23 protein-coding genes are annotated in these 24,746 nt (G+C 63.4%); 6 read left to right on the forward strand and 17 right to left on the reverse strand.

The window, feature by feature from the left end; genetic code table 11:
- The first annotated feature begins 131 nt into the window (after nucleotides 1-131).
- The 3 genes from C513_RS0102055 to C513_RS12470 all read left to right on the forward strand — a co-directional run bounded on the left by C513_RS0102055 (nucleotide 132) and on the right by C513_RS12470 (nucleotide 3,671).
- A complete protein-coding gene (locus C513_RS0102055; RefSeq protein ID WP_018714365.1) occupies nucleotides 132-380 on the forward strand; it encodes a type B 50S ribosomal protein L31 in 249 nt (82 codons plus the stop codon).
- Nucleotides 381-552: 172 nt separating this feature from the next.
- Nucleotides 553-2,301 carry a hypothetical protein gene (locus C513_RS0102060; RefSeq protein ID WP_018714366.1) on the forward strand — a complete coding sequence of 583 codons (1,749 nt, stop codon included), beginning with the start codon at nucleotides 553-555 and terminating at the stop codon, nucleotides 2,299-2,301.
- Nucleotides 2,302-2,321: 20 nt separating this feature from the next.
- Nucleotides 2,322-3,671, forward strand: coding sequence for an MATE family efflux transporter (locus C513_RS12470; RefSeq protein WP_018714367.1), 1,350 nt, complete (start codon nucleotides 2,322-2,324; stop codon nucleotides 3,669-3,671).
- Nucleotides 3,672-3,677: 6 nt separating this feature from the next.
- On the opposite strand, the gene phoR is transcribed toward C513_RS12470, so the two are convergent.
- The 8 genes from phoR to pstS (C513_RS0102105) all read right to left on the reverse strand — a co-directional run bounded on the left by phoR (nucleotide 3,678) and on the right by pstS (C513_RS0102105) (nucleotide 11,856).
- Complete coding sequence (phoR, locus tag C513_RS12475) at nucleotides 3,678-5,072, reverse strand: phosphate regulon sensor histidine kinase PhoR (protein WP_051084376.1); 1,395 nt, start codon at nucleotides 5,070-5,072, stop codon at nucleotides 3,678-3,680.
- A 126-nt stretch (nucleotides 5,073-5,198) separates the two neighbouring features.
- On the reverse strand, nucleotides 5,199-5,909 hold the full coding sequence (gene phoB / locus C513_RS0102075) for a phosphate regulon transcriptional regulator PhoB (protein WP_033394740.1): 711 nt from the start codon (nucleotides 5,907-5,909) through the stop codon (nucleotides 5,199-5,201).
- Between the two features lie 23 nt (nucleotides 5,910-5,932).
- The gene (gene phoU / locus C513_RS0102080; protein WP_018714370.1) at nucleotides 5,933-6,637 is read right to left on the reverse strand and encodes a phosphate signaling complex protein PhoU; all 705 of its coding nucleotides are present in this window, start codon (nucleotides 6,635-6,637) and stop codon (nucleotides 5,933-5,935) included.
- 27 nt (nucleotides 6,638-6,664) lie between these two features.
- Entirely contained in the window at nucleotides 6,665-7,441 is a 777-nt protein-coding gene (pstB, locus tag C513_RS0102085) for a phosphate ABC transporter ATP-binding protein PstB (protein ID WP_018714371.1), read from the reverse strand.
- A 21-nt stretch (nucleotides 7,442-7,462) separates the two neighbouring features.
- Nucleotides 7,463-8,338, reverse strand: a complete 876-nt coding sequence (gene pstA, locus C513_RS0102090) for a phosphate ABC transporter permease PstA (protein ID WP_018714372.1) — start codon at nucleotides 8,336-8,338, stop codon at nucleotides 7,463-7,465.
- The gene (pstC, locus tag C513_RS0102095) at nucleotides 8,335-9,249 is read right to left on the reverse strand and encodes a phosphate ABC transporter permease subunit PstC (RefSeq protein WP_245552795.1); all 915 of its coding nucleotides are present in this window, start codon (nucleotides 9,247-9,249) and stop codon (nucleotides 8,335-8,337) included. Before pstC ends, pstA begins: the two co-directional genes overlap by 4 nt.
- A gap of 210 nt (nucleotides 9,250-9,459) precedes the next feature.
- The gene (pstS, locus tag C513_RS0102100) at nucleotides 9,460-10,578 is read right to left on the reverse strand and encodes a phosphate ABC transporter substrate-binding protein PstS (protein ID WP_018714374.1); all 1,119 of its coding nucleotides are present in this window, start codon (nucleotides 10,576-10,578) and stop codon (nucleotides 9,460-9,462) included.
- Between the two features lie 240 nt (nucleotides 10,579-10,818).
- Nucleotides 10,819-11,856, reverse strand: a complete 1,038-nt coding sequence (gene pstS / locus C513_RS0102105) for a phosphate ABC transporter substrate-binding protein PstS (protein WP_018714375.1) — start codon at nucleotides 11,854-11,856, stop codon at nucleotides 10,819-10,821.
- A 212-nt stretch (nucleotides 11,857-12,068) separates the two neighbouring features.
- On the opposite strand from pstS (C513_RS0102105), the gene C513_RS0102110 reads away from it, so the two are divergent.
- A complete protein-coding gene (locus tag C513_RS0102110; protein WP_018714376.1) occupies nucleotides 12,069-13,571 on the forward strand; it encodes a Ppx/GppA phosphatase family protein in 1,503 nt (500 codons plus the stop codon).
- A gap of 10 nt (nucleotides 13,572-13,581) precedes the next feature.
- On the opposite strand, the gene C513_RS0102115 is transcribed toward C513_RS0102110, so the two are convergent.
- The 7 genes from C513_RS0102115 to rplM form a co-directional block, all read right to left on the reverse strand.
- Complete coding sequence (locus C513_RS0102115; RefSeq protein WP_018714377.1) at nucleotides 13,582-14,043, reverse strand: SixA phosphatase family protein; 462 nt, start codon at nucleotides 14,041-14,043, stop codon at nucleotides 13,582-13,584.
- A 203-nt stretch (nucleotides 14,044-14,246) separates the two neighbouring features.
- Nucleotides 14,247-15,140 carry a GNAT family N-acetyltransferase gene (locus tag C513_RS0102120; RefSeq protein ID WP_018714378.1) on the reverse strand — a complete coding sequence of 298 codons (894 nt, stop codon included), beginning with the start codon at nucleotides 15,138-15,140 and terminating at the stop codon, nucleotides 14,247-14,249.
- A gap of 142 nt (nucleotides 15,141-15,282) precedes the next feature.
- The gene (locus C513_RS0102125; RefSeq protein ID WP_018714379.1) at nucleotides 15,283-16,224 is read right to left on the reverse strand and encodes a cation diffusion facilitator family transporter; all 942 of its coding nucleotides are present in this window, start codon (nucleotides 16,222-16,224) and stop codon (nucleotides 15,283-15,285) included.
- Nucleotides 16,225-16,361: 137 nt separating this feature from the next.
- Nucleotides 16,362-17,804 (reverse strand): multidrug transporter subunit MdtD, encoded by a 1,443-nt coding sequence (mdtD, locus tag C513_RS0102130; RefSeq protein ID WP_018714380.1) that lies wholly within the window; start codon nucleotides 17,802-17,804, stop codon nucleotides 16,362-16,364.
- Between the two features lie 87 nt (nucleotides 17,805-17,891).
- Nucleotides 17,892-18,272 (reverse strand): iron-sulfur cluster insertion protein ErpA, encoded by a 381-nt coding sequence (gene erpA / locus C513_RS0102135; RefSeq protein ID WP_018714381.1) that lies wholly within the window; start codon nucleotides 18,270-18,272, stop codon nucleotides 17,892-17,894.
- A gap of 152 nt (nucleotides 18,273-18,424) precedes the next feature.
- A complete protein-coding gene (gene rpsI / locus C513_RS0102140) occupies nucleotides 18,425-18,817 on the reverse strand; it encodes a 30S ribosomal protein S9 (protein WP_018714382.1) in 393 nt (130 codons plus the stop codon).
- A gap of 12 nt (nucleotides 18,818-18,829) precedes the next feature.
- On the reverse strand, nucleotides 18,830-19,258 hold the full coding sequence (gene rplM, locus C513_RS0102145; protein WP_018714383.1) for a 50S ribosomal protein L13: 429 nt from the start codon (nucleotides 19,256-19,258) through the stop codon (nucleotides 18,830-18,832).
- A gap of 250 nt (nucleotides 19,259-19,508) precedes the next feature.
- On the opposite strand from rplM, the gene C513_RS0102150 reads away from it, so the two are divergent.
- Together C513_RS0102150 and C513_RS0102155 are read left to right on the forward strand one after the other, a co-directional pair.
- Nucleotides 19,509-20,390 (forward strand): 23S rRNA (adenine(2030)-N(6))-methyltransferase RlmJ, encoded by an 882-nt coding sequence (locus C513_RS0102150; RefSeq protein ID WP_026320453.1) that lies wholly within the window; start codon nucleotides 19,509-19,511, stop codon nucleotides 20,388-20,390.
- 146 nt (nucleotides 20,391-20,536) lie between these two features.
- Entirely contained in the window at nucleotides 20,537-21,985 is a 1,449-nt protein-coding gene (locus C513_RS0102155; protein ID WP_018714385.1) for a tryptophanase, read from the forward strand.
- 76 nt (nucleotides 21,986-22,061) lie between these two features.
- Here C513_RS0102155 and C513_RS0102160 read toward each other — a convergent pair whose 3' ends face one another.
- Together C513_RS0102160 and C513_RS12480 are read right to left on the reverse strand one after the other, a co-directional pair.
- Nucleotides 22,062-23,159: an anhydro-N-acetylmuramic acid kinase gene (locus tag C513_RS0102160; RefSeq protein ID WP_051084377.1), complete on the reverse strand. Its 1,098-nt coding sequence runs from the start codon at nucleotides 23,157-23,159 to the stop codon at nucleotides 22,062-22,064.
- Between the two features lie 74 nt (nucleotides 23,160-23,233).
- On the reverse strand, nucleotides 23,234-24,619 hold the full coding sequence (locus C513_RS12480) for a M23 family metallopeptidase (RefSeq protein ID WP_018714387.1): 1,386 nt from the start codon (nucleotides 24,617-24,619) through the stop codon (nucleotides 23,234-23,236).
- Between the last annotated feature and the right edge of the window lie 127 nt (nucleotides 24,620-24,746).

The raw sequence follows: 24,746 nt of genomic DNA on the forward strand, positions 1-24,746 counted from the left end.
TGCATGGCCGGCAGCATCGGCAGAAACCTTTGCGAACCTGACCTGAAAATGCGATAATGTCGGATTAAAGTCGCGGAAAGTACGCTGGAATAGGCCGGCACGGCTCCCGCAACGACCATCAAGGAATTCCCATGAAAGAAGGCATCCACCCCGAGTACCGTGAAGTCTGCTTTGTTGACCTGTCCAACGGCTACCAGATCGTCACCCGTTCCTGCGTGAACACCAGGGAAACCATCAAGCTGGAAGACGGCCGCGAACTGCCGCTGTTCAAGCTGGATACCTCCAGCGAATCCCACCCCTTCTACACCGGCACGCAAAAGTCGGTGGACAACATGGGTGGCCGCGTGGAGCGCTTCCGCAACCGCTACGCCAAGCGTTAATTGGCAACAGTCAGGCACGGGCACCCCGTGCCGGCTCGCAAAGGCAGCCCAGGCTGCCTTTTTTCGTGCAATCGGCGACGATTCCCGCTGTCAGCCCGGACAGCGCCACCGCTTTTGCCCCGACAGCGTGTACCATGCCGTCGATGACCCTCCTCTCCACGAGTCCCCTACCGTGAACCAGCCCAGCCCTGCCATCGTCGCCCAGGAAGGCGTGCGCCGCCTGCCGCGCTGGGGCCTGCTGCTGTTCTGCGCGGTCTATGTGCTGTTCGGCTTTCTGTGGCGCGATCCCTGGCGCCGTGCCGATATCTCCAGCTTCGGCATCATGCTGGAACTGGCGCAAAACCCTTCCCACTGGCTCGCGCCCACGCTGCTGGGCCAGGCGGCCGACACCAATGCGCTGCTGCACTACTGGCTGGGCGCGGCCGCCATCCAGCTGCTGCCGCTGGAGCCTTTTGTCGCCGTACGCGTGCTGTTCGTGCTGATGCTGTGGCTCACGCTCGCTGCCACCTGGTACGGCATCTACTACCTGGCGCGCGGCCCGAGCGCGCGACCGGTCAGCTTTGCCTTTGGCGGCGAAGCCCATCCCACCGATTACGCGCGCACCCTGGCTGATGGCGGCCTGCTGGCCCTAACCGCCTGCCTGGGTCTGGCGCAGCCGAGTCACGAAGTGGCCGCCCCGCTGACCCAGCTCTGCTGTGCCTCCTTCATGCTGTATGCCTTTGCCGCACTGCCTTACCGCACGGTGCTGCCGGCCCTGTTCGGCACGCTGGGCACGCTCGGCCTGGCGCTGGCCGGTGCACCCAGCATGGCACTGCTGTTCAGCCTGGCCGCCACCCTGATCTACGCCGGCAGCCGGAGCGAATGGAACCGCCTGGTCGAAGCCGACGGCTACGAGACCGACCCCGTCCTGCTGCAGGCCCATGCGCGCCGCCGCTGGCTGTGGGTGGCTGCCCTGGCCCTGCTGACCCTGCTGGTCGCGTTGCTGGCCAGCCAGCTCGATCTGTGGCGCTGGCACCTGCAGCCGCTGCCCTCGCGCTGGGTCGAATGGCGTGACCTGATCAAGCTGCACATCTGGTTTACCTGGCCGGTCTGGCCGCTGGCGCTCTGGACCATCTGGCGCTGGCGCACGCACTGGCGACGCGGCCGCGCCGCGTTTTCGATCACGCTGCCGCTGGTAGCCGGCCTGATCTGCAGCATCGCCGGCTGGATCGGTGACAGCCCCAAGGACAGCCTGCTGCTGGGCCTGCCGGCCTATGCCGCGCTGGCCGCCTTCGCCCTGCCGACCTTCAAGCGCAGCGCCCAGGCCTTCATCGACTGGTTCTCGCTGATCGTGTTTACCGCCGCAGCCACCGCCATGTGGCTGATCTGGATCGCCATGCAGGCAGGCTGGCAACTGCGTGTCGTGGAACGGGTACTGGCTGCCGTGCCGGGCTACGTGCCGGTGTTCAACTGGAGCCTGTTCCTGTCGGCCCTGGTCGCCACGCTGGGCTGGCTCTATCTGGTGCGCTGGCGTACCAAGCGCCTGCGCCCGGCACTCTGGAAAAGCATGATCCTGCCGGCCGGTGGCGTCACCCTGTGCTGGGTGCTGATGATGACGATCTGGCTGCCCGCCATCAACCATGCGCGCAGCTACACCGTGGTCGCCGAAGGCATTAGCCAAACCATGCACTCAGCCGATCCCGCTGCGCCATGTCTGGAAATCATCGGTCTGGACGAGGCCCAGACCAGCGCCCTGCGCTACCACACGCCGTTCGAGATCCGCCGCGCCGGTACCAGCCTGCAGTGCCGCTGGCTGGCCACCGACGAAAGCCAGGTCATGCTGCTGCCCCATCTGCACGACATGCAGCCCTGGCGTGAAGCCGCCGTGATCTACCGGCCGGGCCGCAGCGAGGCCATCCACCTGTACCACCGTCTGCCCTGAGACAAGCGCAGACCTGATCCGTGAAGCTGTTCGATTTGCGCGCCATCGGTAGCCATGCTGCCACGATCTGGATCGGGCAGCTGGCCGTGATGGCGTTTGCCGTCACCGACACGCTGGTCGCCGGCCAGTACGATCCGCAGGCACTGGCAACCCTGTCGATCGCTACCGCCCTCTATGTCAGCATCAGCATCGGCCTGCAGGGCTATGTCCAGGGCCTGCTGCCGATCTGGGGCCGCCTGTACGGCCAGGGGGCCACCCGCGCGCTCGGTGACAGCGTGCGCCAGGCACTGTATGCCCTGGCGATTTGTTCGACCCTTGGCGTGCTGCTGCTCTGGCTGAGTCCGGCACTGCTGCAGCTGACCGAGGTTCCGGCACACCTGCACCAGCCGGTCAGCCACTATCTGGCCATCCAGGCCATCACGCTGCCCATGAGCATGCTGGTGCGCGCCTTCAACACCTTCAGCCAGAGCATCGGCCAGCCACGCTGGGTGGCACGGCTGCAGGCCGGCGCCCTGCTGTGCAAGATCCCGCTGACGATCTGGCTCAGTTTTGGTGGCTGGGGCATGCCGGAACTCGGCCTGGCCGGCTGCGCCTGGGCCACCTGCATCACGCACATCGGGCTGCTGCTGGTCATCTGCTGGCTGCTGCGCCGGCATCCGCTGTACCAGCCCTACCGCCTGTTGCAGCGGCCACCCCGCCCGGACTGGGCGACGCAGCGCCAGTTTCTGGCGCTGGGCCTGCCCAGCAGCATCGCGATCTGGGTCGAGGTCACCTCATTCACCGCACTGTCCCTGCTGATGGCCCCGATGGGAGAAACCGCCTCCGCGGCACAGCAGATTGCCAGCACCACCGCCGCCCTGCTCTACATGTGGCCCCTGTCGCTGGCCATTGCCGGCAGTGCCCGCGTCAGCTACTGGCAGGGCCGACAGCAGGCCGCCTCGGCGCACCGGGCACAACGCAGCACGCTGTTGCTGACACTGGCCAGTGCCAGCCTGTTCGCCCTGTTGCTGGCGCTATTGCGCCAGCCCATGGCCAGCCTGTACGTGCAGGATGCCGCCGTGCAGCAGCTGGCCGCCTCGCTGCTGCTGATCGTGGCCGCATACCATCTGGCCGATGCGTTTCAGGTCTGTGGCCTGTTCCTGTTGCGCTGCTACCATGTGGTGCGCCTGCCCACGCTGATCTACAGCGTGATGCTGTGGGGCCTGGGTCTTGGCGGCGGCTACTGGCTGGCCTGGCATGGTCCGCCAGCCTGGCGCGGCCCGCATGCCTTGTGGATCATGGTGGCCCTGGCGATGACGCTGGTCGCCGGCCTGTTCCTGTGGCTGCTGCAGCGCGTCTCGCGCCCGGTTGCAGGCCAGCCGGATCACTAGCGCGTTTCAGATCACCCTGGGCTTCAGCTCGGGACGCGGCGGCGTGGCCGCCTCATGCCGGAACAGGCGATGCTCGGGAAAATCCAGTGCAAACAGCGCGCCGTCCCCCGGCTTGCTTTCCACATGCAGGCGTGCGCCATGGCGTTGCGCCACATGCTTGACAATGGCCAGGCCGAGCCCGGTACCGCCGGTTTCACGCGAACGGCTGCGATCCACCCGGTAAAAGCGCTCGGTGATGCGCGGCAGGTGCTCTGCCGGAATACCCGGCCCGTGATCCTTCACGTAGAGCGCCACCCCTCCTTCGGCACTGCGCTGCAGGCCAGCCACAATCTCGCTGCCCTCCGGCGTATAGCGCACCGCATTGCTGAGCAGATTGCCGATGGCACTCTGCAGCTCGCTGACACTGCCGAACACCTCTTCCGGTACATCCGGTTCTATGCGGCAGACAATCCGGTGCGGCATCTCCCCTTTCTCTGCCGCCAGCACTTCAGAGAGCGCACGGGCATCATTGGCACCGATTTCCAGTATTTCCGCCAAATGGGCGCGCTCGCTGTGATCGGGGGGCGGGCTGCCTTCCAGACGGGACAATGTCAGCAGATCCTGCACCAGATGCTGCATGCGACGGGCCTGCTGTGCCATCAGCTCCAGATAGCGCTGACTCTCTTCCGGGTTCAGGGGAACGCTTTGCATGGTTTCGACAAAGCCGGACAGCACCGTCAGCGGGGTACGCACCTCGTGCGAGACATTGGCCACGAAATCGCGGCGCATGCGCTCGGCCTGCTCGACCGACGTCACATCGCGCACCAGCAGCATGCGGCGACCCTGGCCAAACGGGAAGGCCTGCACCGACAGTCGCACCGGGCGCTCCAGCGAATGCTGGCGGCCATTCATAGTCACACCGCCCGGTTGCCCCTCCGGCGCTGCCCAGTAGCGCGCAAAAGCCGGATCACGCACCAGGTTGCCTAGATGCTGGCCATAGTCTTGCGGGCTCGCCAGTCCGAAGAATTCACCCGCGGCCGGGTTCAGCCATTCGATACGGCCCAGCTCGTCCACCAGGATGACGCCGTTGGGCGTAGCGCTCAACGCGTCCAGGAACACCAGCATCTGGCGCTCGGAGTCCTCGACCCGGCGACGCTGCTTGCGCATGCTGCGGTAGGCCGCCACGACCAGTTCCTGCCAGATGCCATGCAGATCCGGCTCCGGACTGGGCAGTTCGCGTCGCATCCAGCCCAGCAGGCGCTGCGCCTGCCAGGTATCCAACAACAGCCAGAGCATATCCAGCAACAGTATCGCAGCCAGCAGCCAGAAGGCCGGGATCAGCTGCCCCTGCCCGTACAGATACCAGGCCAGTCCCAGGCCTCCAAAGTGCAACAATACGTTCCAGATAATGCGCAAGCTCATACGCGATTCCAGCAAGTCCATCAAAAAAACTGGCCAGGATCCATGCGACCCTGGCCAGTCATGGTGTCAGCAGACAGTTGCGCCCAGGCGCAGTAGTTGGCAACAATTATTACACCATCCGCGATATTATCCGCGCGATGCCGCCGACTCGTTCAGCGCGGTAATGCGGTAGCCGGCACCGCGCACCGTCTCGATCATGGTCGAGGCAGCACCCATGGATTCGCGCAGGCGCTTGACATGCACGTCCACGGTTCGCTCCTCTATGAACACATGGTCGCCCCAGACACGATCCAGCAGGTGGGCACGGCTGTGCACACGCTCGGCATTGCGCATCATGTAATGCAGCAGCTTGAACTCGGTCGGGCCGAGCTTGAGCGGCTGGTCTCCATAGTGCACGCGGTAGGTACCGGTATCAAGCGAGAGCTGGCCCAGTTCCAGTACCGTGGATTCCGGCTCCGGCGCACGGCGACGCAGCACGGCACGGATGCGTGCCAGCAGTTCCTTGGTCGAGAACGGCTTGGTAATGTAGTCGTCCGCACCCACGTCCAGGCCGGCCACGCGGTCATTCTCGTCACCGCGCGCCGTCAGGATGATGATGGGTACCGCCTTGGTGCGCGGATCTGCACGCCAGCGCTTGGCCAGCAGCAGACCGCTTTCACCAGGCAGCATCCAGTCCAGCAGGATCAGGTCAGGCAGGCTGTCATCCAGCTCACGCTGTGCGCTCTTGCCGTCCGTTGCCCAAGTGATCTGATAACCGTTATGGCGCAGATTGACTGCGATCAGTTCGGCAATGGACGCTTCGTCTTCGACTACCAGGATTCTTGGCTGCAATCTCATCTTTCAGTCGTCCGTCGCTCTGCTTACACCAGCTTGTCTTCGATGTCTTCCAGCGTGCTGTGACGCACATCCAGACCCTGCACGATGTAAATCACGCACTCCCCGATGTTCTTGGAGTGCTCGCCGATGCGCTCCAGCGCCTTGGCCACGGTCATCAGCTCCAGGCTGACACCAATGGTGCGCGGATCTTCCATCATGTAGGTCACCAGCTTGCGCAGGTAGCCCTCGTATTCCACGTCGATCAGCGTATCGGCCTTCAGGATTTCCAGCGCGATACGCGTATCCAGACGCGCAAACGCATCCAGCGAACGACGCAGCAGATCCGATGCCATTTGCGCAGCAATGCGCAGCTCGGAGGTCGGCAGCACGCGGTGGGCGTTGCCGTGCGACAGCACCTTCTGCACGTTGCGGGCGATGCGGTTGGCCTCGTCGCCGGCGCGCTCCAGGTTGGCCGTGATGCGCGCAATCGCGATCAGCAGGCGCAGGTCGCGCGCTGTCGGCTGACGGCGGCTGATGATGGAAGTCATCTCGTGGTCGATCGTGACCTCCATCTCGTTGACGCGCGGCTCGTTGTTTTCAACAACGCGCGCCGCTTCCAGGTTGTGCTCCAGCAGCGCCTCGACCGCCTGGGCCATCTGCTGCTCGACCAGACCGCCCATCTCCATCACCTGGCTCGACACCATGTTGAGTTCGGCGTCGAACTGGCTGGACAAATGTTTTTCCGACATGCGAGTCTCCTCTCCCTGCTAATCAGATCAGCCGAAACGGCCGGTAATGTAATCTTCGGTTTCCTGACGCTTCGGCTTGAAGAACATCTCCTTCGTGTCGCCGAATTCGATCAGGTCGCCCAGGTACATATAGGCGGTGTTGTCAGAGCAGCGGGCAGCCTGCTGCATGTTGTGCGTCACGATCACCACGGTGTAATCGCCCTTCAGTTCGGCGATCAGTTCCTCGATCTTGGAGGTGGAAATCGGGTCCAGTGCCGAGCAGGGCTCATCCAGCAGCAGCACTTCGGGCTTGACCGCGATACCGCGGGCAATGCACAGACGCTGTTGCTGACCGCCGGACAGGCTGGAGCCGCTTTGCTGCAGCTTGTCCTTGACCTCGGTCCAGAGCGCGGCCTTGCCCAGCGCCCATTCCACGCGGTCGTCCATCTCGGACTTGCTCAGGTTCTCGAACAGCTTCACGCCGAACGCGATGTTGTCGTAGATGGACATGGGGAACGGCGTGGGCTTCTGGAACACCATGCCGATCTTGGCGCGCAGCAGCGACACGTCCTTGCTCTTGTCCAGCAGGTTGCTGCCGTTGAACAGGATCTCGCCTTCGGCGCGCTGCTCGGGGTACAGCTCGAACATGCGGTTGAAGATGCGCAGCAGCGTGGACTTGCCGCAGCCGGACGGGCCGATGAAGGCAGTGACCTGCTTCTCGGGGATGTCCAGGTTGATGTTTTTCAGGGCGTGGAACTTGCCGTAATAGAAGTTCAGGTTACGGCAGGAGATCTTGGGCTGGGGGGGAGTAATGATATCGCTCACGATGAAACCTTTTCAGATTGATCAGGACTTGCGCGTCAGCAGGCGCGCCAGGATGTTGATGGCCAGCACGGTGACCGTGATGACGAACACGCCTACCCAAGCCAGCTCTTGCCAGTTGCCATAGGGGCTCATCGCGAAGTTGTAAATCATGACCGGCAGGCTCGCCATCGGGCTCGACATGTCGGTGCTCCAGAACTGGTTGCTCAGCGAGGTGAACAGCAGCGGTGCGGTTTCGCCGGCAATGCGGGCCACGGCCAGCAGCACACCGGTTACCACGCCTGCCATGGCAGACTTCAGGGTGATGTCCTTCACCACGCGCCACTTGGGCGTGCCCAGGGCGTAGGCCGCTTCACGCATGGCAGAGGGAATCAGGTTCAGCATGTTCTCGGTGGTACGGATCACCACCGGAATCACGATCAGTGCCAGTGCCACGGCACCAGCCCAGCCGGAGAAGGTCTTCATCGGAGCCACCAGCATGGCGGCCACGAAGATACCGATCACGATGGACGGAGCCGACAGCAGCACGTCGTTGACGAAGCGCGTGGTCTTGGCCAGCCAGCTGCTCTTGTCATACTCAGCCAGGTAGATGCCGGCCATGATGCCGATCGGCGTACCGATCACGGTCGCCACGATCACCATCATCAGCGAGCCGACGATGGCGTTACCGATACCGCCGACCTCGTTCGGTGCCGGCATGCTTTCGGTAAAGACGTGGACGCCCAGGCCCTGGATACCCAGCATGAAGGTATCCCACAGGATCCAGAACAGCCAGACAATGCCGGAACACATGGCCAGGAAGGACAGCGTCAGGGCGATGGTGTTGACCGTCTTGCGCCTGTTGAACTTGGCGACGCGGTAGTCGTGTTGGGGTGCGCTTGCAGTGGTTGCGGTGCTCATGATTTGGCTCCTTCGCCCTTCTGAAGCTTCATCAGCAGCAGCTTGGACAGGCTCAGCACGATGAAGGAGATGATGAACAGCACCAGACCCAGATAAATCAGGGATGCACGGTGCAGGCCTTCGCCGGCTTCGGCGAATTCGTTGGCCAGCGTGGCAGTAATGCTGGTGGCCGGTTCGAACAGGCTGAGCGAGGCAAACTGGCTCATGTTGCCGATGACGAAGGTCACGGCCATGGTCTCGCCCAGGGCACGACCCAGACCCAGCATGATGCCGCCGATCACGCCAGCCTTGGTGTAGGGCAGCACGACCTTGTAAACCACTTCCCAGGTGGTGGAACCGATGCCATAGGCCGATTCCTTCAGCAGCGTCGGCGTGACTTCAAACACGTCACGCATCACGGAAGCGATGTAGGGAATGATCATGATCGCCAGGATGATGCCGGCGGAGAAGATACCCATGCCCACGGGCGGGCCGGAGAACAACATGCCCAGACCCGGCACTTCGCCAAACGCCGCCTGCAGCGGTGCCTGCACATAGGTCGCCAGGATCGGACCGAAGACCATCAGGCCCCACATGCCGTACACGATGGACGGAATGGCAGCCAGCAGTTCGATCGCGGTACCGATGGGACGCTTCAACCAGGTCGGCGACATTTCTGTCAGGAACAGCGCGATGCCGAAACTGACCGGTACGGCGATCAGCAGCGCGATGATGGAAGTGGCCAGCGTACCAAAAATCATGGCCCAGCCACCAAAGTTCTGGTTGACCGGATCCCAGGTGCTGGTCCACAGGAAGGCGGCACCGAACTGCTTGATGGCAGGCCAGGCACCGATGATCAGGGACACGATAATGCCCACCAGCAGGCCCAGCGTGATGTACACGGCCAGCTTGGCACCGCCACCGAACAGCATGTCGGCGATGGCACCAACGCGACGCGGCTCGGGCGGGGGAGATTGCAGCTTCTTCTGATGCTGCTTCGTGCGCTCTTCGGTCATGGTGTGTGCGGTTGAAGCTAAGGAAGACATGAGTATCTATCCATAAAATGGGTCAAGTGCCCATGCCGCGCCATTCTGTCCAGCCACGTGAACGGAATGCCACGGCATTGGCGGGATCAACAGGGATTACTTGTAGGCAATCGGGTTGCCGGAAGCATCCTTGATGTTGGCCCAGGATTCGCGCACGATGGCCTTCACGTCGTCGGGCATCGGCACATAGGTCAGATCGTTGGACATGGCATCGCCATTGCTATAGGCCCAGTCAAAGAACTTCAGCACGCCAGAGGCCGCTTCCGGCTTGTCCTGGGCGGAGTGCATCATGATGAAGGTCGCTGCCGTGATCGGCCATGCCTGGTCAGCCGCCTGGTTGGTCAGGATCTGGTAGAAGGAGCTCTTCCAGTCAGCGGAACCGGCAGCAGCCTTGAAGCTGACATCGTCCGGAGCGACCACGTTGCCAGCTGCGTTCTTCAGCTTGGTGTAGGTCATGTTGTTCTGCTTCACATAGGCGTACTCGACGTAGCCGATGGAGTTGGGCAGACGGCTCACGAAAGCGGCCACGCCTTCGTTACCCTTGCCGCCGGTACCGGTGGGCCAGTTCACAGCCTTGCCTTCACCAACCTTTTCCTTCCACTCGGGGTTGACCTTGCTCAGGTAGTTGGTGAAGTTGAAGCTGGTGCCGGAACCATCGGCGCGGCGCACCACGGCGATCTTGGCATCGGGCAGCTTGACGTCCGGGTTGGCGGCAGCGATGGCCGGGTCATTCCACTTCTCGATCTTGCCCAGGTAGATGTCGCCCAGCAGCTGGCCGTCCAGCGTCAGGTCGCCCGGCTTCACGCCTTCGATGTTCACCACCGGCACCACGCCACCTATCACGGTGGGGAACTGCACCAGGCCCTTGGCCTTCAGGTCCTCGTCTTTCAGCGGCTCGTCGGAAGCGCCAAAGTCAACGGTCTTGGCCTCGATCTGCTTCATGCCGGCACCGGAACCCACGGACTGGTAGTTCACCTTCACGCCGGTGGTGTTGGCGTACTCGGCAGCCCACTTGGCGTACAGCGGAGCCGGGAAGGAGGCGCCAGCGCCAGTGATGTTGCCAGCGCCGCCGGTAGCTGCCGGAGCAGATGCCGTCTGCTGGGCAGCAGAAGCGCCCTGCTGGCTGGTTTCGGTCTTCTGGCCGCAGCCAACCAGGCCATAGGCAACAGCAGCAGCTGCTGCGCTGAACAGGGCGATACGACGAGTTTGTTGCATGAAAGCACTCCTGAAGAGGAAATAAAGAGTTTTGTCTGTCTGATCGCGGATCAAGGAAAACCCGCATCACGCTACGAACTGTAAAAACAGTTCATGACATAAATATGACAATTCAATGATGTTCTGACAGGCTATCCGGAGAGATGTTGCATCTCCGCCCAAAAAACAGGGCCCTGGCGACAAAACTGCACCACGGCCCTGCTGCAACATCACGGGTCAGCGCCGTGATGCCTGCTGGAATCAACGATAGGAAACGCTCTTGCCGGAGCCATCCTTGATGTTCACCCAGGAAGCGCGGATATGGTTCTTCACGTCAGCCGGCATGGCCACGTAGTCCAGGTTGCTGGCGCCTGCGTCACCGGTGCGGTAGGCCCAGTCAAAGAACTTCAGCGCTGCAGCGCCGTTGGCCGGCTTGTCCTGCTTGGCGTGCATCACGATGTAGGTCGCTGCCGTGATCGGCCAGGCGTTGCGGCCGGACTGGTTGGTCAGGATCTGGTAGAAGGAAGACTTCCAGTTGGCGGAGGCGGTTGCAGCCTTGAAGCTGTTCTCGTCCGGAGACACCACCACGCCAGCCGCGTTCTTCATGCGGGCGTAGGTCATCTTGTTCTGCTTCACGTAGGCATACTCGACATAGCCGATGGAGTTCGGCAGGCGACCCACGTAAGCGGCCACGCCTTCGTTACCCTTGCCACCCACACCGGTGGGCCAGTTCACGGACTTGCCTTCGCCAACCTTGGACTTCCACTCGGCGTTGACCTTGCTCAGGTAGTTGGTGAAGTTGAAGCTGGTACCGGAGCTGTCGGCACGGCGCACCACGGCAATCTTGTTGGCCGGCAGGTTCAGGCTCGGGTTCAGCGCCCTGATGGCGGGATCGTTCCACATGGTGATCTTGCCCAGGTAGATGTCACCCAGCACCTGGCCGTCCAGCACCATGGCACCCGGAGCGATACCGCGCACGTTCAGCACCGGCACCACGCCGCCAACCACGGTCGGGAACTGCACCAGGCCCTTGGCGCGCAGGTCGGCGTCCTTCAGCGGCTCGTCGGTGGCACCAAAGTCCACCGTCTTGGCCTCGATCTGCTTCATGCCGGCACCGGAGCCGACGGACTGGTAGTTGATCTTGCTGCCAGTAGCCTTGGCATAGTCGGATGCCCACTTGGAATACAGCGGGGCCGGGAAGGAAGCGCCGGCGCCAGTGATGTCCTGGGCCTGGGCCAAGGAAGCCAGGCCGAGGGTCAGGGAGACGGCCAGCAGGGAAACTTTGGGAGCGAATCGCATGGGGAAATCCTTGAAATCGAAAAATAGTGAAAACAACCGGTACCGTACGCACCGACCTCCACGGCGTCACTCTAGAAAGCCTCTATGACGGCTCCGTGACGCTGTGGGTTTTTTCCATACATGTCACATGAACGTCATCATTGCCGGACCTGCCGGACTATGATGTAAGGACATATATCCTTCACAAATCCTGAACAGCAACAAACAGCACCATGCGCAACGGCACCCGCCTGGCAGCCCTCGACCTGGGTTCCAACAGCTTCCGGCTGGAAATCGGAAAATTCGAAAACGGCCAGATCACCCGCGTCGAATACCACAAGGAGTTCGTGCGCCAGGGCAGCGGACTCGACGACAACAACCTGCTGTCGCTGGAGGCCATGGAGCGTGGCTGGAGCTGCCTGGAGCGCTTCAACGAACGTCTCACGCGATTCCGCAAGGACCATATCCGCGCCGTGGCCACGCAGACACTGCGCCAGGCCGAAAACCGCGACGTGTTCCTGTCCAGGGCCTGCCAGATCCTCGGCTTCCCGATCGATGTCATCTCGGGGCGCGAAGAAGCGCGCCTGATCTACCAGGGCGTGGCCAACCTGCTGCCACGCTCCAGTGACCGCCGCCTGGTGGTCGATATCGGTGGCCGCTCCACCGAGCTGATTCTGGGCAAGAACCTGGATGCCAACCAGCTGCAGTCCTTCCAGCTTGGCAGCGTGACCTGGTCGATGAAGTTCTTCCCCGGTGGCAAGCTGGGCAACAGCGCTTTCAAGCAGGCCGAAATCGCGGCCATGGCCGAGCTGGATGAAGCCAGCCAGATCTACCACCCCGGCAAGTGGGATATCGCCTATGGCTCCTCGGGCACCATCGGGGCCATTGCCGAGATCCTGACCGCTGCCGGTCAGCCGCCCGGCATCATCACGCGACAGGGGATGGAATGGCTGAAGAGCCGGATGGTGCGCGCCAAGTACCTCGACAACCTGCAGCTCGATACCCTGAAGGACGAACGCAAGCCGGTACTGGCTGGTGGCCTGGCGGTGCTGATCGCCATTTTCGACGTGCTGCAGATTTCCGAGATGCAGCATGCCCTGGGGGCATTGCGTCAGGGCGTGCTGTACGACCTGCTCGACCGCGAACAGCCCACCACCGACCTGCGCAGCACCACCGTCACCAACCTGATGCAGAAGTTTGCGGTCGACAACGCCCAGGCCACGCGCGTGGAGCGCACCGCCCTGCAGCTGTTTCGCCAGTATCCGCTGATCGAAGGCATGACCAAGGTGCGCGAGCGCACCGAACGCAAGATGCGCTGGGCCGCGCGCCTGCACGAGATCGGGGCGCACATCTCGCACAGCAGCTACCACCGCCACGGTGCCTACATCATGGACAACGCCGAGGCCCCGGGCTTTGCCCTGCCGGAACTGCACAACCTGAGCCAGCTGATCCTGGGGCAGCGCGGCAAGCTGCACAAGCTCGATGCCGATTTCAGCGAGGTGCCGTTCTGCTCCCAGCTGCTGGCGCTGCGGCTGGCCGTGATCCTGTGCCACGCACGCCGCAATCCGCAAATGGACGGCATCCTGCTGCAGCGTCGTCTGCTGCCGGTGCTGAACTTCACGCTCAGCGTCACGCGTGAATGGGCCGAAGCCCACCCGCAATCGCTCTACCTGCTGCGTCAGGAGGTAGAGGCCTGGAACCGGATCGGCCCCAATTTCAGGCTGCAGGTGCGCTGACCCGCTGCTGTTACAGCATGCGCGGGTTCTGCACCGCCTTCAGGATCACCTGCTCCTGGCCTTCGCGCACGCGCAGCTGCAACCACCAGACTGCACCCTTCTTGATGGCGCAACTCATGCGCATGCCCAGCAGCCGCTGGGCCACATCGCCCAGCGTGGGCTGATGGCCCACCACCAGCACGGTGCCGCCGGCCTCCGGCCAGCCGGCGGCCTGCAGCAGGTCATCGGCATTACGGTCCGGTGCCAGCTCGGGCACGAGGGTGTAGTTGCGCTTGGTCAGGCGCAGCACGGTCTGGCGCGTACGCAGCGCCGGGCTGACCAGAATGCGCGCATCGGTCGGCATATGGCGTGCCAGCCAGGCGGCCATTTCGGCGGCCTGATGCTCTCCCTCCTGGGTCAGTGAACGTTTCAAGTCATCGATCGTGCCATCGGCATCCACCGCCTGGGCATGACGCCACAAAATCAGTTCCATGTCATCTCCTGTCTGTCCGGCCCTGGTCTGATACCGCAACCTGGTGCAGCCCGGCCTTTCTTGTTGCCTGTTTCATCGTACTCCGCCGCCCTGCCCGATCCGGCAGCTGTCCCTGCAATAAAACGTGCCTGCACGGCAAGACACCGCAGCAGGCACGGGAACAGATCGGGCGAGCCACTGGCTGGCCTGCCCGGTGCGGAAAATTACAGGCCGAACTGGCGGCGGTAACGGGGCGGCAGCTCGGGCACGCGCACCATCATCGGCAGGTCGGCGGTATTGAAGTCCGGGTCCCAGGCCGGGGCTCCCAGCACCTTGGCACCCATGCGCAGATAGCCCTTGATCAGCGCCGGCGGATCCACCTGCACGTCACACTGCAGTTCTTCCACCGGCAGCGGCAGGCGCGGCGTGACACGGTATTCGATCGGCGCCAGATGCTTTTCGCGCACCTGTTGCCAGATGCTGGCGGCCGCATGGCCACTGGGCAGACCCTGGTGCTGCATCGGGATGCTGGCACAGCCGACCATGGTGTCGAGCTGGTTGCGCGACATGAACTCGGCCAGCGCACCCCACAGCGCCAGGATCACGCCACCCGAACGGTGCTCTGCATGCACGCAGCTGCGCCCCAGCTCCACCATATTGCTGCGCAGATGGCGCAGGCGCACCAGGTCAAATTCGGTTTCGGTATAGAAGCCGCCAATGCGGCGCGACTGCGCCGGTGTCAGTACGCGGTAGGTGCCGACCACCATGCCGCTGTCGGCATCGCGCACCAGCAGGTGCTCGCAATAGTCATCGAACAGGTCGATATCGTGTTCCGGCAGGTCGGACTTGAGACGTGCGCCCATTTCCAGCGCAAACACCTGGTAGCGCAGACGCTGGGCCTCGCGCACCTCGTCCAGGTGACGCGCCCACTGGATCTGGTAGGGCTGCTGGCGCACGGATGCCTCAGTGCGCACAGGGCTGGCCGGCAGGGATGGCGGCGCTACCGCTACCGTACGGACTGCAGCCGTTCCCGTCATCAGCAGCGGCTTGCGCAACAGGGCCGGCAGGCCGCGCTTGCGTGGCGACAAGTCCAGCGTGGGAGTAGGCAGATCTTTCATCGGGACATCCTGTCATCTATCGTTCAATTCCAGCAGTTTGGCTGCAGCATATGACAGGAATGATGCGTTTCCATGAAACTTGCATGACGAAAGTGTCACCCTCTGTATCCACCGGCAACAATCTACAGGCCCCGCAGCCGGTTCAGGCCGTGGTGCTCGCGGTTGGCTCCGGCACCGCTGCGGCTGCGTCGGTCTCTGCGGCATCGAACAGCGACTGGTGCGGCTCCACGTCAAACGGCAGCATCTCGATGGTGGCATGCAGGTGCGGGTGCGCCTGCATCAGCGCATGCTCCAGATCGTTGCGCAGTTTGGCCGACTTGCCAATCGACCAGTTCGACGGCATGTGCATGTGCATGGAAACAAAGTTGCGCTGGCCAGCCGCACGCGTGGCCACATGGTCAAAACGCAACAGCTCCCGGCCTTGCGCATCACGCTCGCGGTTCACGTAGTCGTCCAGGATCTGCTGGATCTGCGCCTGCTCCTCGGGCTTGAGTGCCGTGTCCATCAGGCCGTTGCCGGAAACACGGATCAGGTGCCAGCCTTCCCGCATGATGTTCAGCGCCACCACGATGGCCACCACCGGATCCAGCCAGAGCCAGCCGGTCAGGTGCACCAGCGCGACACCGACAATCACGCCAATCGAGGTCCAGACGTCGGTACGCAGATGGCGGCCATCGGCCTCCAGCGCCGGCGAACGGTGATGCCGCCCCGCCTTGATCAGTACCCAGGCACCGATCGCATTCAGTACCGTGCTGGCCACCGACAGCGCCATGCCCCAGCTGAGCTGCTCCAGCTCCTGCGGATGAAACAGGCGATCGACCGCGGCCCAGAGAATGGCGGCAGCCGCGCCGAAAATCAGGATGCCCTCGAAGCCCGAAGAAAAGTACTCGGCCTTGTCATGCCCGAACGGGTGCATCTCGTCCGGCGGCTGCTCGGCCACCGTCACCATGGCCAGCGCAAACACTGCACCGGCCAGGTTGACGAAGGACTCCAGGCCATCAGACAGGAAGCCGACCGACCCGGTCAGATACCAGGCCATCATCTTCAGGCCAATGGTGATGATGGCGGCCACAGCCGACAGCATCAGCAGGACTTTGGGAGGAGGAAAGCGGAATGCCACAGAACACCTGAAAAATGGGATGGTGTGCGCTAGTGTAGTCCCGCCCCGGAAAAAAACACACCGCGGACCGATGGCCCCACGCACCAGTCCGGCACCAGCGCCTATTCGGTCACATCCAGCCGCTGCAACCTGCGCGTGAGGCGCGATTCGGGTGATTGCTGCCAGAAAATCCAGGTCGATGCCAGCGTCATCAGACCCATGCAGAGATAGGTACCCTGCAGCGCCAGCACCACGCCTTCGCCATGACCATCCAGCTGCAGCCTGTCGCTGAACGCCCCGAGCACGGCCCCGGCCAGTGCCACGCCCAGGCTCATCGCCAGCATCTGCATCATCGAGAACAGGCTGTTGCCGCTGCTGGCCTGGTGCGGATCCAGATCATGCAGGGTGAGCGCATTCATGGCAGTGAACTGGATCGAGTTGCAGGCACCGAACACGGCCAGGTGCAGCAGCATCAGCCAGACATTCTGGTACAGCGGCACCAGCGCAAAGCTGGCAATCAGCAGGCCCAGCAGCACGGTATTGGTTACCAGCACCGTGCGATAGCCGTAGCGGGTAATGGTACCGGTGGCCAGTCGCTTGACCAGCATGCCGGCCAGCGCCATCGGCAGCATCGTCATGCCGGCCTGGGCCGGCGAATAGCCCATGCCAAGCTGCAGCAGCAGGGGCACCAGAAACGGCATGGCACTGCTGCCCAGCCGCGAGAACAGGTTGCCCAGCAAACCGATGGTGTACGAAGGCACGCGGAACAGCCCCAGGGGGAACAGCGGCTGCGCCTGACGCGAGGCGCGCACGAAATAGGCGGCCAGACAGGCCAGTCCACTCACCAGCATCACCACCGCTGCCACCACCGGCAGGCCATAGCTGTGCACGCCATCCACCGACAGCGACACCATCACCATGGACAGCGCCAGCAGCAGATAGCCGGCCACATCGAGCCGTACCCTGCCCTCGCCGCGGAAATCCGGCAGATAGCGCGTGGCCGCCAGCCAGCCGAGCAGGCCGACCGGCACGTTCACCAGGAACACCCAGTGCCAGGAAGCCGCCTCGGTCAGCCAGCCTCCCAGCGTCGGCCCGATCAGCGGCCCGATCAGGCCGGGAATGGCGACAAAGCTCATCGCCGCCAGAAACTGCTCCTTGGGATAGGCCCGCAGCACCGACAGCCGCCCTACCGGCAGCAGCAGCGCCCCGCCCGCACCCTGCACCACCCGCGCCAGCACCAGTTCGCGCAGGCTGCCGGCCATGCCGCACAACAGGGAGCCGAGCACGAACACCAGAATCGCCCCCATGTAGATGCGGCGCGTGCCAAAACGGTCGGCCAGCCAGCCCGAAATCGGGATCAGCGTAGCCATGGTGAGCGAGTAGGCCACGATGACCGACTGCATGCGCAAGGGACTTTCGTTCAGGTCGCGCGCCATCGCCGGCAGCGCGGTGTTGACGATGGTGCCATCCAGCGTCTGCATGAAGAAGCCGACCGCCACCAGCCACAGCAGGATGCGCAGCGAACGGTCATCGGCCGGGGCAGGTGCGGAAGGATTCTGGTTCACGAAAGGATTCCTACAGTCATGAAAAAGGCCACCTTGCAAGGCGGCCCGTTGCTGGACGCCTGCACGCTGGCAGGCCGATCCAGTTGATTACATGGTAAAGCTGGAGCCGCAGCCGCAGGTGGTGGTCGCATTCGGGTTGCGGATCACGAACTGGGCACCCTGCAGGTCTTCCTTGTAGTCGATTTCGGCACCGACCAGATACTGGAAGCTCATGGCATCGATCAGCAGGGAAACGCCGTTTCTGGTCATCACGGTATCGTCTTCGTTGGTGATTTCGTCGAAGGTGAAACCGTACTGGAAGCCGGAGCAGCCGCCGCCCTGCACAAACACGCGCAGCTTGAGATCCGGGTTGCCTTCTTCGGCGATCAGGTCAGCCACCTTGGCGGCAGCGCTTTCGGTGAACAGGATCGGATCGTCGGAAGCAGGCGCATCAGCCACAGGAGTGCTGACATCGGTAGCAGTGGTCATGGTGTTCTCGTCTATCAAATAATGGGAATGCCCAATAGTACAGCAATCTACTCAACCATTGGCCGGGTGGGGACAAGTGCTGTTGCCGCACGGGCACAAAAAAAACCGCACCAGCCAAAGCCAGTGCGGTTTTCTGCCGGATCGGGCCAGTATCAGCGCTTGCTGAACTGCTTGGCACGGCGGGCGCCGCGCAGACCGATCTTCTTGCGTTCCACTTCGCGGGCGTCACGCGTCACGAAGCCGGCCTTGCTCAGCTCGGGCTTCAGCGCTGCGTCGTAGTCGATCAGCGCACGGGTGATACCGTGGCGGATGGCGCCAGCCTGGCCGGATTCACCGCCGCCGTGCACGTTGACTTGCACGTCGAAGGCTTCCAGGTTTTCAGTCAGGGCCAGCGGCTGCTTGGCGATCATGATGGAGGTCTGGCGGCCGAAGAACGATTCGATGTCCTTGCCGTTGACCGTGATCTTGCCGGAGCCTTTTTTCAGAAACACGCGGGCGACGCTGGATTTGCGACGGCCGGTGCCATTGTTCCAATCACCAATCATTGTGATGCTCCTTTAGACTTCCAGCACTTTGGGTTGTTGGGCGCTGTGCGGATGCTCAGCACCGCCATACACCTTCAGCTTCTTGATCATGGCGTAACCCAGAGGACCCTTGGGCAGCATGCCCTTGACGGCCTTCTCGAGTGCACGGCCAGGATGCTTGGCTTGCAGGTCGCGGAAGTTGGTGGCAGTGATGCCGCCCGGGAAACCGGAGTGACGGTAGTACATCTTGTCCAGGCTCTTGGTACCCGTGACCTTGAGCTTGGAGGCGTTGATGACGACGATGTAATCGCCGGTGTCAACGTGAGGCGTGTAAATGGCCTTGTGCTTGCCGCGCAGACGGAGGGCAACTTCGCTGGCTACCCGTCCGAGCACCTTGTCGGTGGCGTCAATCACAAACCACTCATGTTGCACCTCAGCGGGTTTTGCGCTGAAAGTTTTCATGGTTTCATTTCCTTGGGAAAAGTGGTTTGGTGGCTATTTCGCTAGCCTGCCGTGCACCATGCACGACGCGGGCGTCCGGCCTATTCCACGGTCGGTGTTCTTCTGACGGAACCTCTTAGGTGGGGGTACTGCTCTTGCCGCGGGCCGAAATCGCAAGCAAGCCTGTGATTATACGAAGAAATCCGTGGTCTGCGCAAATTTCCCGCTGTAGCGTCCTTTGGCGCACAAAGCCCTGTACCATTTGCACATCATGTTCAGCTACCGCCACGCCTTCCATGCCGGCAACCATGCCGATGTGCTCAAGCACCTGACACAACTGGCCATCCTGCGCTATCTCGTCAGCGCCAAGGACACGCCCCTGCTGTTGGCCGATACCCACGCCGGCACCGGCGTCTACCGGCTGGACAGCAGCGATGCCCAGACCAGCGGCGAAGCCGTCGAGGGCATTCTGCCGCTGTGGGAGCAATACGGCCCTGGCGGCAAGCCGGCCCCCGAAGCACTGCAGGATTACCTGGATCTGCTGGCCGGCTTCAATCCGGGCGGCGGTCTGCGCAAATACCCCGGCTCACCCTTCATCACGGCCAGCATGATGCGCCCGCAGGACCAGCTGCGCCTGTTCGAACTGCACCCGACCGATGGCCGGCTGCTGTCCAAGCACATGGAGGAGTTCGGCAAGGGGGCGCAAATCCAGGTGATCCGCAATAACGGTTTCATGGGCCTGAAGGCGATGCTGCCACCGGCCAGCCGCCGCGGCCTGATCCTGATGGACCCCAGCTACGAGCTCAAGACCGATTACGGCCAGGTGGCCAGCTGCATCGACGATGCGCTGCGCCGCTTCGCCACCGGCTGCTACATGATCTGGTACCCGGTGATTCCGCGCCCGGAAGCCCATGAGTTGCCGCGCAAGCTCAAGAGCATGACACAGCGCGCCGGCCGCTCCTGGCTGCACGCCACGCTCTCCATCGGCCGCGATGATGAACAGCAGGCCCACCCCGGCCTGCGCGCCAGCGGCGTGTTCGTGATCAACCCGCCCTTCGTGCTCAAGGGGCAGCTGGATGCCGCGCTGCCGGCCGTGCACCAGTGCCTGAAGCGCGGCAGCGGTGCCGGCTGGCTGGTCGAGAGCGGCGGCTGATCCTGCATCCGTAGCGCCATCCGGCACGCCCTGGCGGCTGCATGCTTTATGCAGGCGCATAATATGGGGCTACCTATCCGATAGCCTGGCCTGAAGCGGCCAGGTGTCGTTCCGCTTTCACATCCCCCTCTTTCGGAGATTTCCCCATGGCCAAGGTCTCGTTCTTCAGCGGCAAGCAGATCCCGCTGGAAATGCACAAGGTGCGCATCGTCCAGAAACTCAATCTGCCGCCAGTCGAACAACGCCTGCAGGCCATGACCGAAGCCGGCAACAACACCTTCCTGCTGCAGAACGAGGATGTGTTCATGGACATGCTGACCGACAGCGGTGTCAACGCCATGAGCGACCGCCAGCAGTCCGCCATGATGGTGGCCGATGACAGCTACGCCGGCAGCGCCACCTACACCCGTCTGGCCGACAAGCTGCAGGACATCTTCGGCATGGACTATTTCCTTCCGGCGCACCAGGGCCGTGCCTGCGAAAACATCCTGGCGCAGACCTTTGTCAAGCCCGGCACCATCGTGCCGATGAACTACCACTTCACCACCACCAAGGCCCACATCGTGCTCAATGGCGGTACGGTCGAGGAAATCATTGCCGACAAGGGCCTGCAGGTCACCAGCAGCGAGCCGTTCAAGGGCGACATGGACATCGCCAAGCTGCAGGGCCTGGTGCAGCAGCACGGCGCCGACAAGATCGCCTTCGTGCGCATGGAAGCCGGCACCAACCTGATCGGCGGCCAACCGATTTCGCTGCAGAACCTGCGCGAGATCCGCCAGGTGTGCCAGCAGCACGGCCTGCTGCTGGTGCTGGACGCCAGCCTGCTGGCCGACAACCTGTATTTCCTGAAGCAGCGCGAGGCAAGCTGCCAGCCGCTGTCGATCCGCGAGATCACGCGCCAGCTGGCCGACCAGTGCGACATCATCTATTTCTCGGCGCGCAAGCTGGGCTGTGCGCGTGGCGGCGGCATCTGCATCCGCGACAAGGCCCTGTTCGAGAAGATGCGCGGCCTGGTGCCGCTGTACGAAGGCTTTCTGACCTATGGCGGCATGTCGGTGCGCGAAATGGAAGCGCTGACCGTGGGCCTGGACGAAACCATGGATGAGGACGTGATCAGCCAGGGCCCGCAGTTCATCGCCTACATGGTGGACGAGCTGCAGAAGGCCGGCGTGCCGGTGATCACCCCGGCCGGTGGCCTGGGCTGCCACATCAACGTGATGGAGTTCCTGGATCACATTCCGCAGCAGGAGTACCCCGCCGGTGCCATGGCTGCCGCCCTGTACATCGCCAGCGGCGTGCGCGGCATGGAGCGCGGCACCATGTCCGAGCAGCGCGATCCGGATGGCAGCGAGCCGATGGCCAACATGGAGCTGCTGCGCCTGGCCATGCCGCGCCGCGTGTTCACGCTGTCGCAGGTGCAATATGCCATCGACCGCATCGTCTGGCTGTACCAGAACCGCCAGCTGATCGGCGGCCTGCGCTTTGTCGAGGAGCCGGAAATCCTGCGCTTCTTCTACGGCCGCCTGGCGCCCATCGGCGACTGGCAGGACAAGCTGGTGGCCAAGTTCCGCGAGGACTTTGGCGACAGCCTGTAATTGACAAGACGGGGACATCGCTCCCTGAACGATCAGGGACGCCCATGGGCGTCCCTTCCTGTTGGCAGCGCAGCGCTCAGGCCGGGTAGATGCAGCCCAGCACACGCGGGCCCGCCGCACCGGTCACAGCCGACAGATCCAGCGGCTGGCGCAGCCAGCAGTTCCAGGCCAGCCAGGCGAAGGCCATGGCTTCGACCGCCTGCGGGTCCATGCCGTGGTCAGCCGTGGAGCTGACATGCACACCGGGCAATCCGGCGCGCAGATGCTGCAGGATGGTCTGGTTGCGCACCCCGCCGCCACAGACCAGCAGGCGTTGCGTATCGGTCGCCTGCTGCTGCACGGCCTGGATCGCCGCCCGGGCGGTGTAGGCGGTCAATGTGGCCTGCACATCGACGGCGGCCGCATCGGCATGGCCCTGCAGCTGCTGCATCAGCCAGTCCGGGTTGAACAGGTCACGACCGGTACTCTTGGGCGGTGGCTGCTGCAGATAGGGCTCGGCCAGCAGGCGCTGCAACAGCGGCTGCAGTACCTGACCCCGGGCCGCCCACTGGCCGCCGGCATCGTAAGGCTGACCGGTATGGCGCTGGCACCACCAGTCCAGCAAGGCATTCGCCGGGCCGCAATCAAAACCCAGCGGAGCCTGGCCGGGACGCAGAAAACTCAGATTGGCGATGCCGCCCAGATTCAGTACCGCCAGCGGCTGGTCAGCTCCCCAGATCGCCTGATGGAACGCCGGTACCAGCGGTGCGCCCTGCCCGCCTGCGGCCACATCACGGCTGCGGAAGTCGCAGGCCACGGCCATGCCGGTCAGTTCGGCCAGCAAGGCCCCGTTGACCAGCTGCAGCGAGTAGCCCGTGCCGTCAAACTGGCCGGGACGGTGGCGTACAGTCTGGCCATGCGCTCCCTGTACGGCCACCTGCTGCGGCGCTATGCCGGCCTCGCGGCACAGCTGCAGGCTGCAATCGGCGTACAGGCGCATCAGGCCATTGGCGGCCAGGGCGGCACGGTGCAATTCGTTGTCGGCAGGGGTGTTGAGCGCCCAGAGCTGTTCACGCAGGGCGGCAGGCATCGGCAGACTGACCAGCGCGCGCTGGTGTAGCTGCGGGCTGCCGTCGGCGGCGACACGGCATTCGGCCAGCACGCCATCGACACCATCCATGGAGGTGCCGGACATCAGCCCGATGCACAACAGCCCGCCCGCCGCAGATGCGGCAGCAGCGGGCTGCTGGAAGGCAGGATCAGCGGCGATCACTCGGCGCTGGCTAGCTGGATGGCTTCGGCCATATCCCAGTTGCGCTGGGCCTGGGCCACCACCTGGCGGAAGGCCTCGCGTTCAGAAGCGGCGATGCCGGTGCTGCGCTGTTCGGCCAGTACCACCATCGGATCCTCGGCCACGCCGTTGTTGCGCGTTTCGAAGTGCAGATGCGGTCCGGTCGACCAGCCGGTACTGCCGATCTTGCCGATCTCGACACCCTGCTCGACCTTCTCGCCAACCCGTACGCCAATGCTGCTCAGGTGGGCATAGAAAGTGGTCTGCTTGCCGCCATGCTGGATTTCGATGGCGTTGCCATAGCCATTCTGCCAGCCGGCAAAAGTGACCACGCCATCGGCAATCGTCTGTACCGGCGTGCCGGTGGGGGCCGCATAGTCCACACCGGTATGGGGACGTCCGACACCGAAGACCGGGTGAATGCGGTAGGAGGAGAAGTGGCTGGTGATGACGGCACCGGGTGCCGGTGTCGGCAGCAGTGCGGGCGTCAGGCCCTCGCCTTCGGGGGTGTAGTAATCGCCCTTGGCCGACTTGCGCGCCGGCTGGTACCAGACCGCCTGATGGCTGCCGCTCTTGACCTGCACGGAGGCGCTCAGCACACGGCCGGCACCCAGGATCTGGCCATCGAGCAGATAGCGCTCGTAGGCCACCTGCAGCTGGTCACCCTTGCGGATTTCGCGCTGGACGTCAGCCACCGGCTCGAAAATGTCGAGCACCTGGTTGGCGACGGCCTCGGGAATACCGGCCTGGGTGGTGGCGCGGAAGTAGGAGTCACGCACATTTACCTGGGCCAGCGCCACGGTCATCTCGGCCGAGCCGGTCTTGACCTGGTGCACAAAGCCCTTGTCGGTGCGCGTCAGGGTCATCTGGCGGTAGCGACCGGGACGCTCGGCATCGAGCCAGCTCACGGTGAGCTGCTTCAGGCGGTGATCGGGATAGACCTCGGCCTTGACCAGACGGTCTTGCGGGCCAAGCAGTTCGGTACGCACGGCATCCGTTTCGCGCACATAGCTCTCGGCCGCGCCATCCTGCACGGCCATGCGCTTCAGCAGCGCGCCAGCGGTATCGGTGCTGCGCGTTTCGGTGCTGCGGTAGAGCGTGAAGTCGTGGGCGCGCAAGGCGGCGGACTGCTGCTCGTAGCTGGTGACGGGCTGGACCACTTCCAGCACCTGGCGCACGACCACCTGGTCATTGGCCGGTTGCACCACGGCAAAGGCACCGCTGGCACCCAGTGCCAGGGAAACGACCAGACCTGCTGCACCAAAACCAGGATGGGTACGCAGCCAGTCGCGTGCCTCATGGGCAGCCTGACGCAGGGTACCCTGCTGTTCCTGGGACATGACGTCCTGTTCTTGTGTATTCATCAAGCAACCTGTTCTTCCGGAAGGCATGCACATGACCTGCATGTACGGCATTGCATGACAGCAGACCCTGTTGCCGGGCCGTTGCCTGCATTGCACGGCGAGCACGCAACCGGAAAAACCGGCGTGA

The organism is Allobrachymonas chironomi DSM 19884 (genome assembly GCF_000374625.1).
Lineage (GTDB): Bacteria > Pseudomonadota > Gammaproteobacteria > Burkholderiales > Burkholderiaceae_C > Brachymonas > Brachymonas chironomi.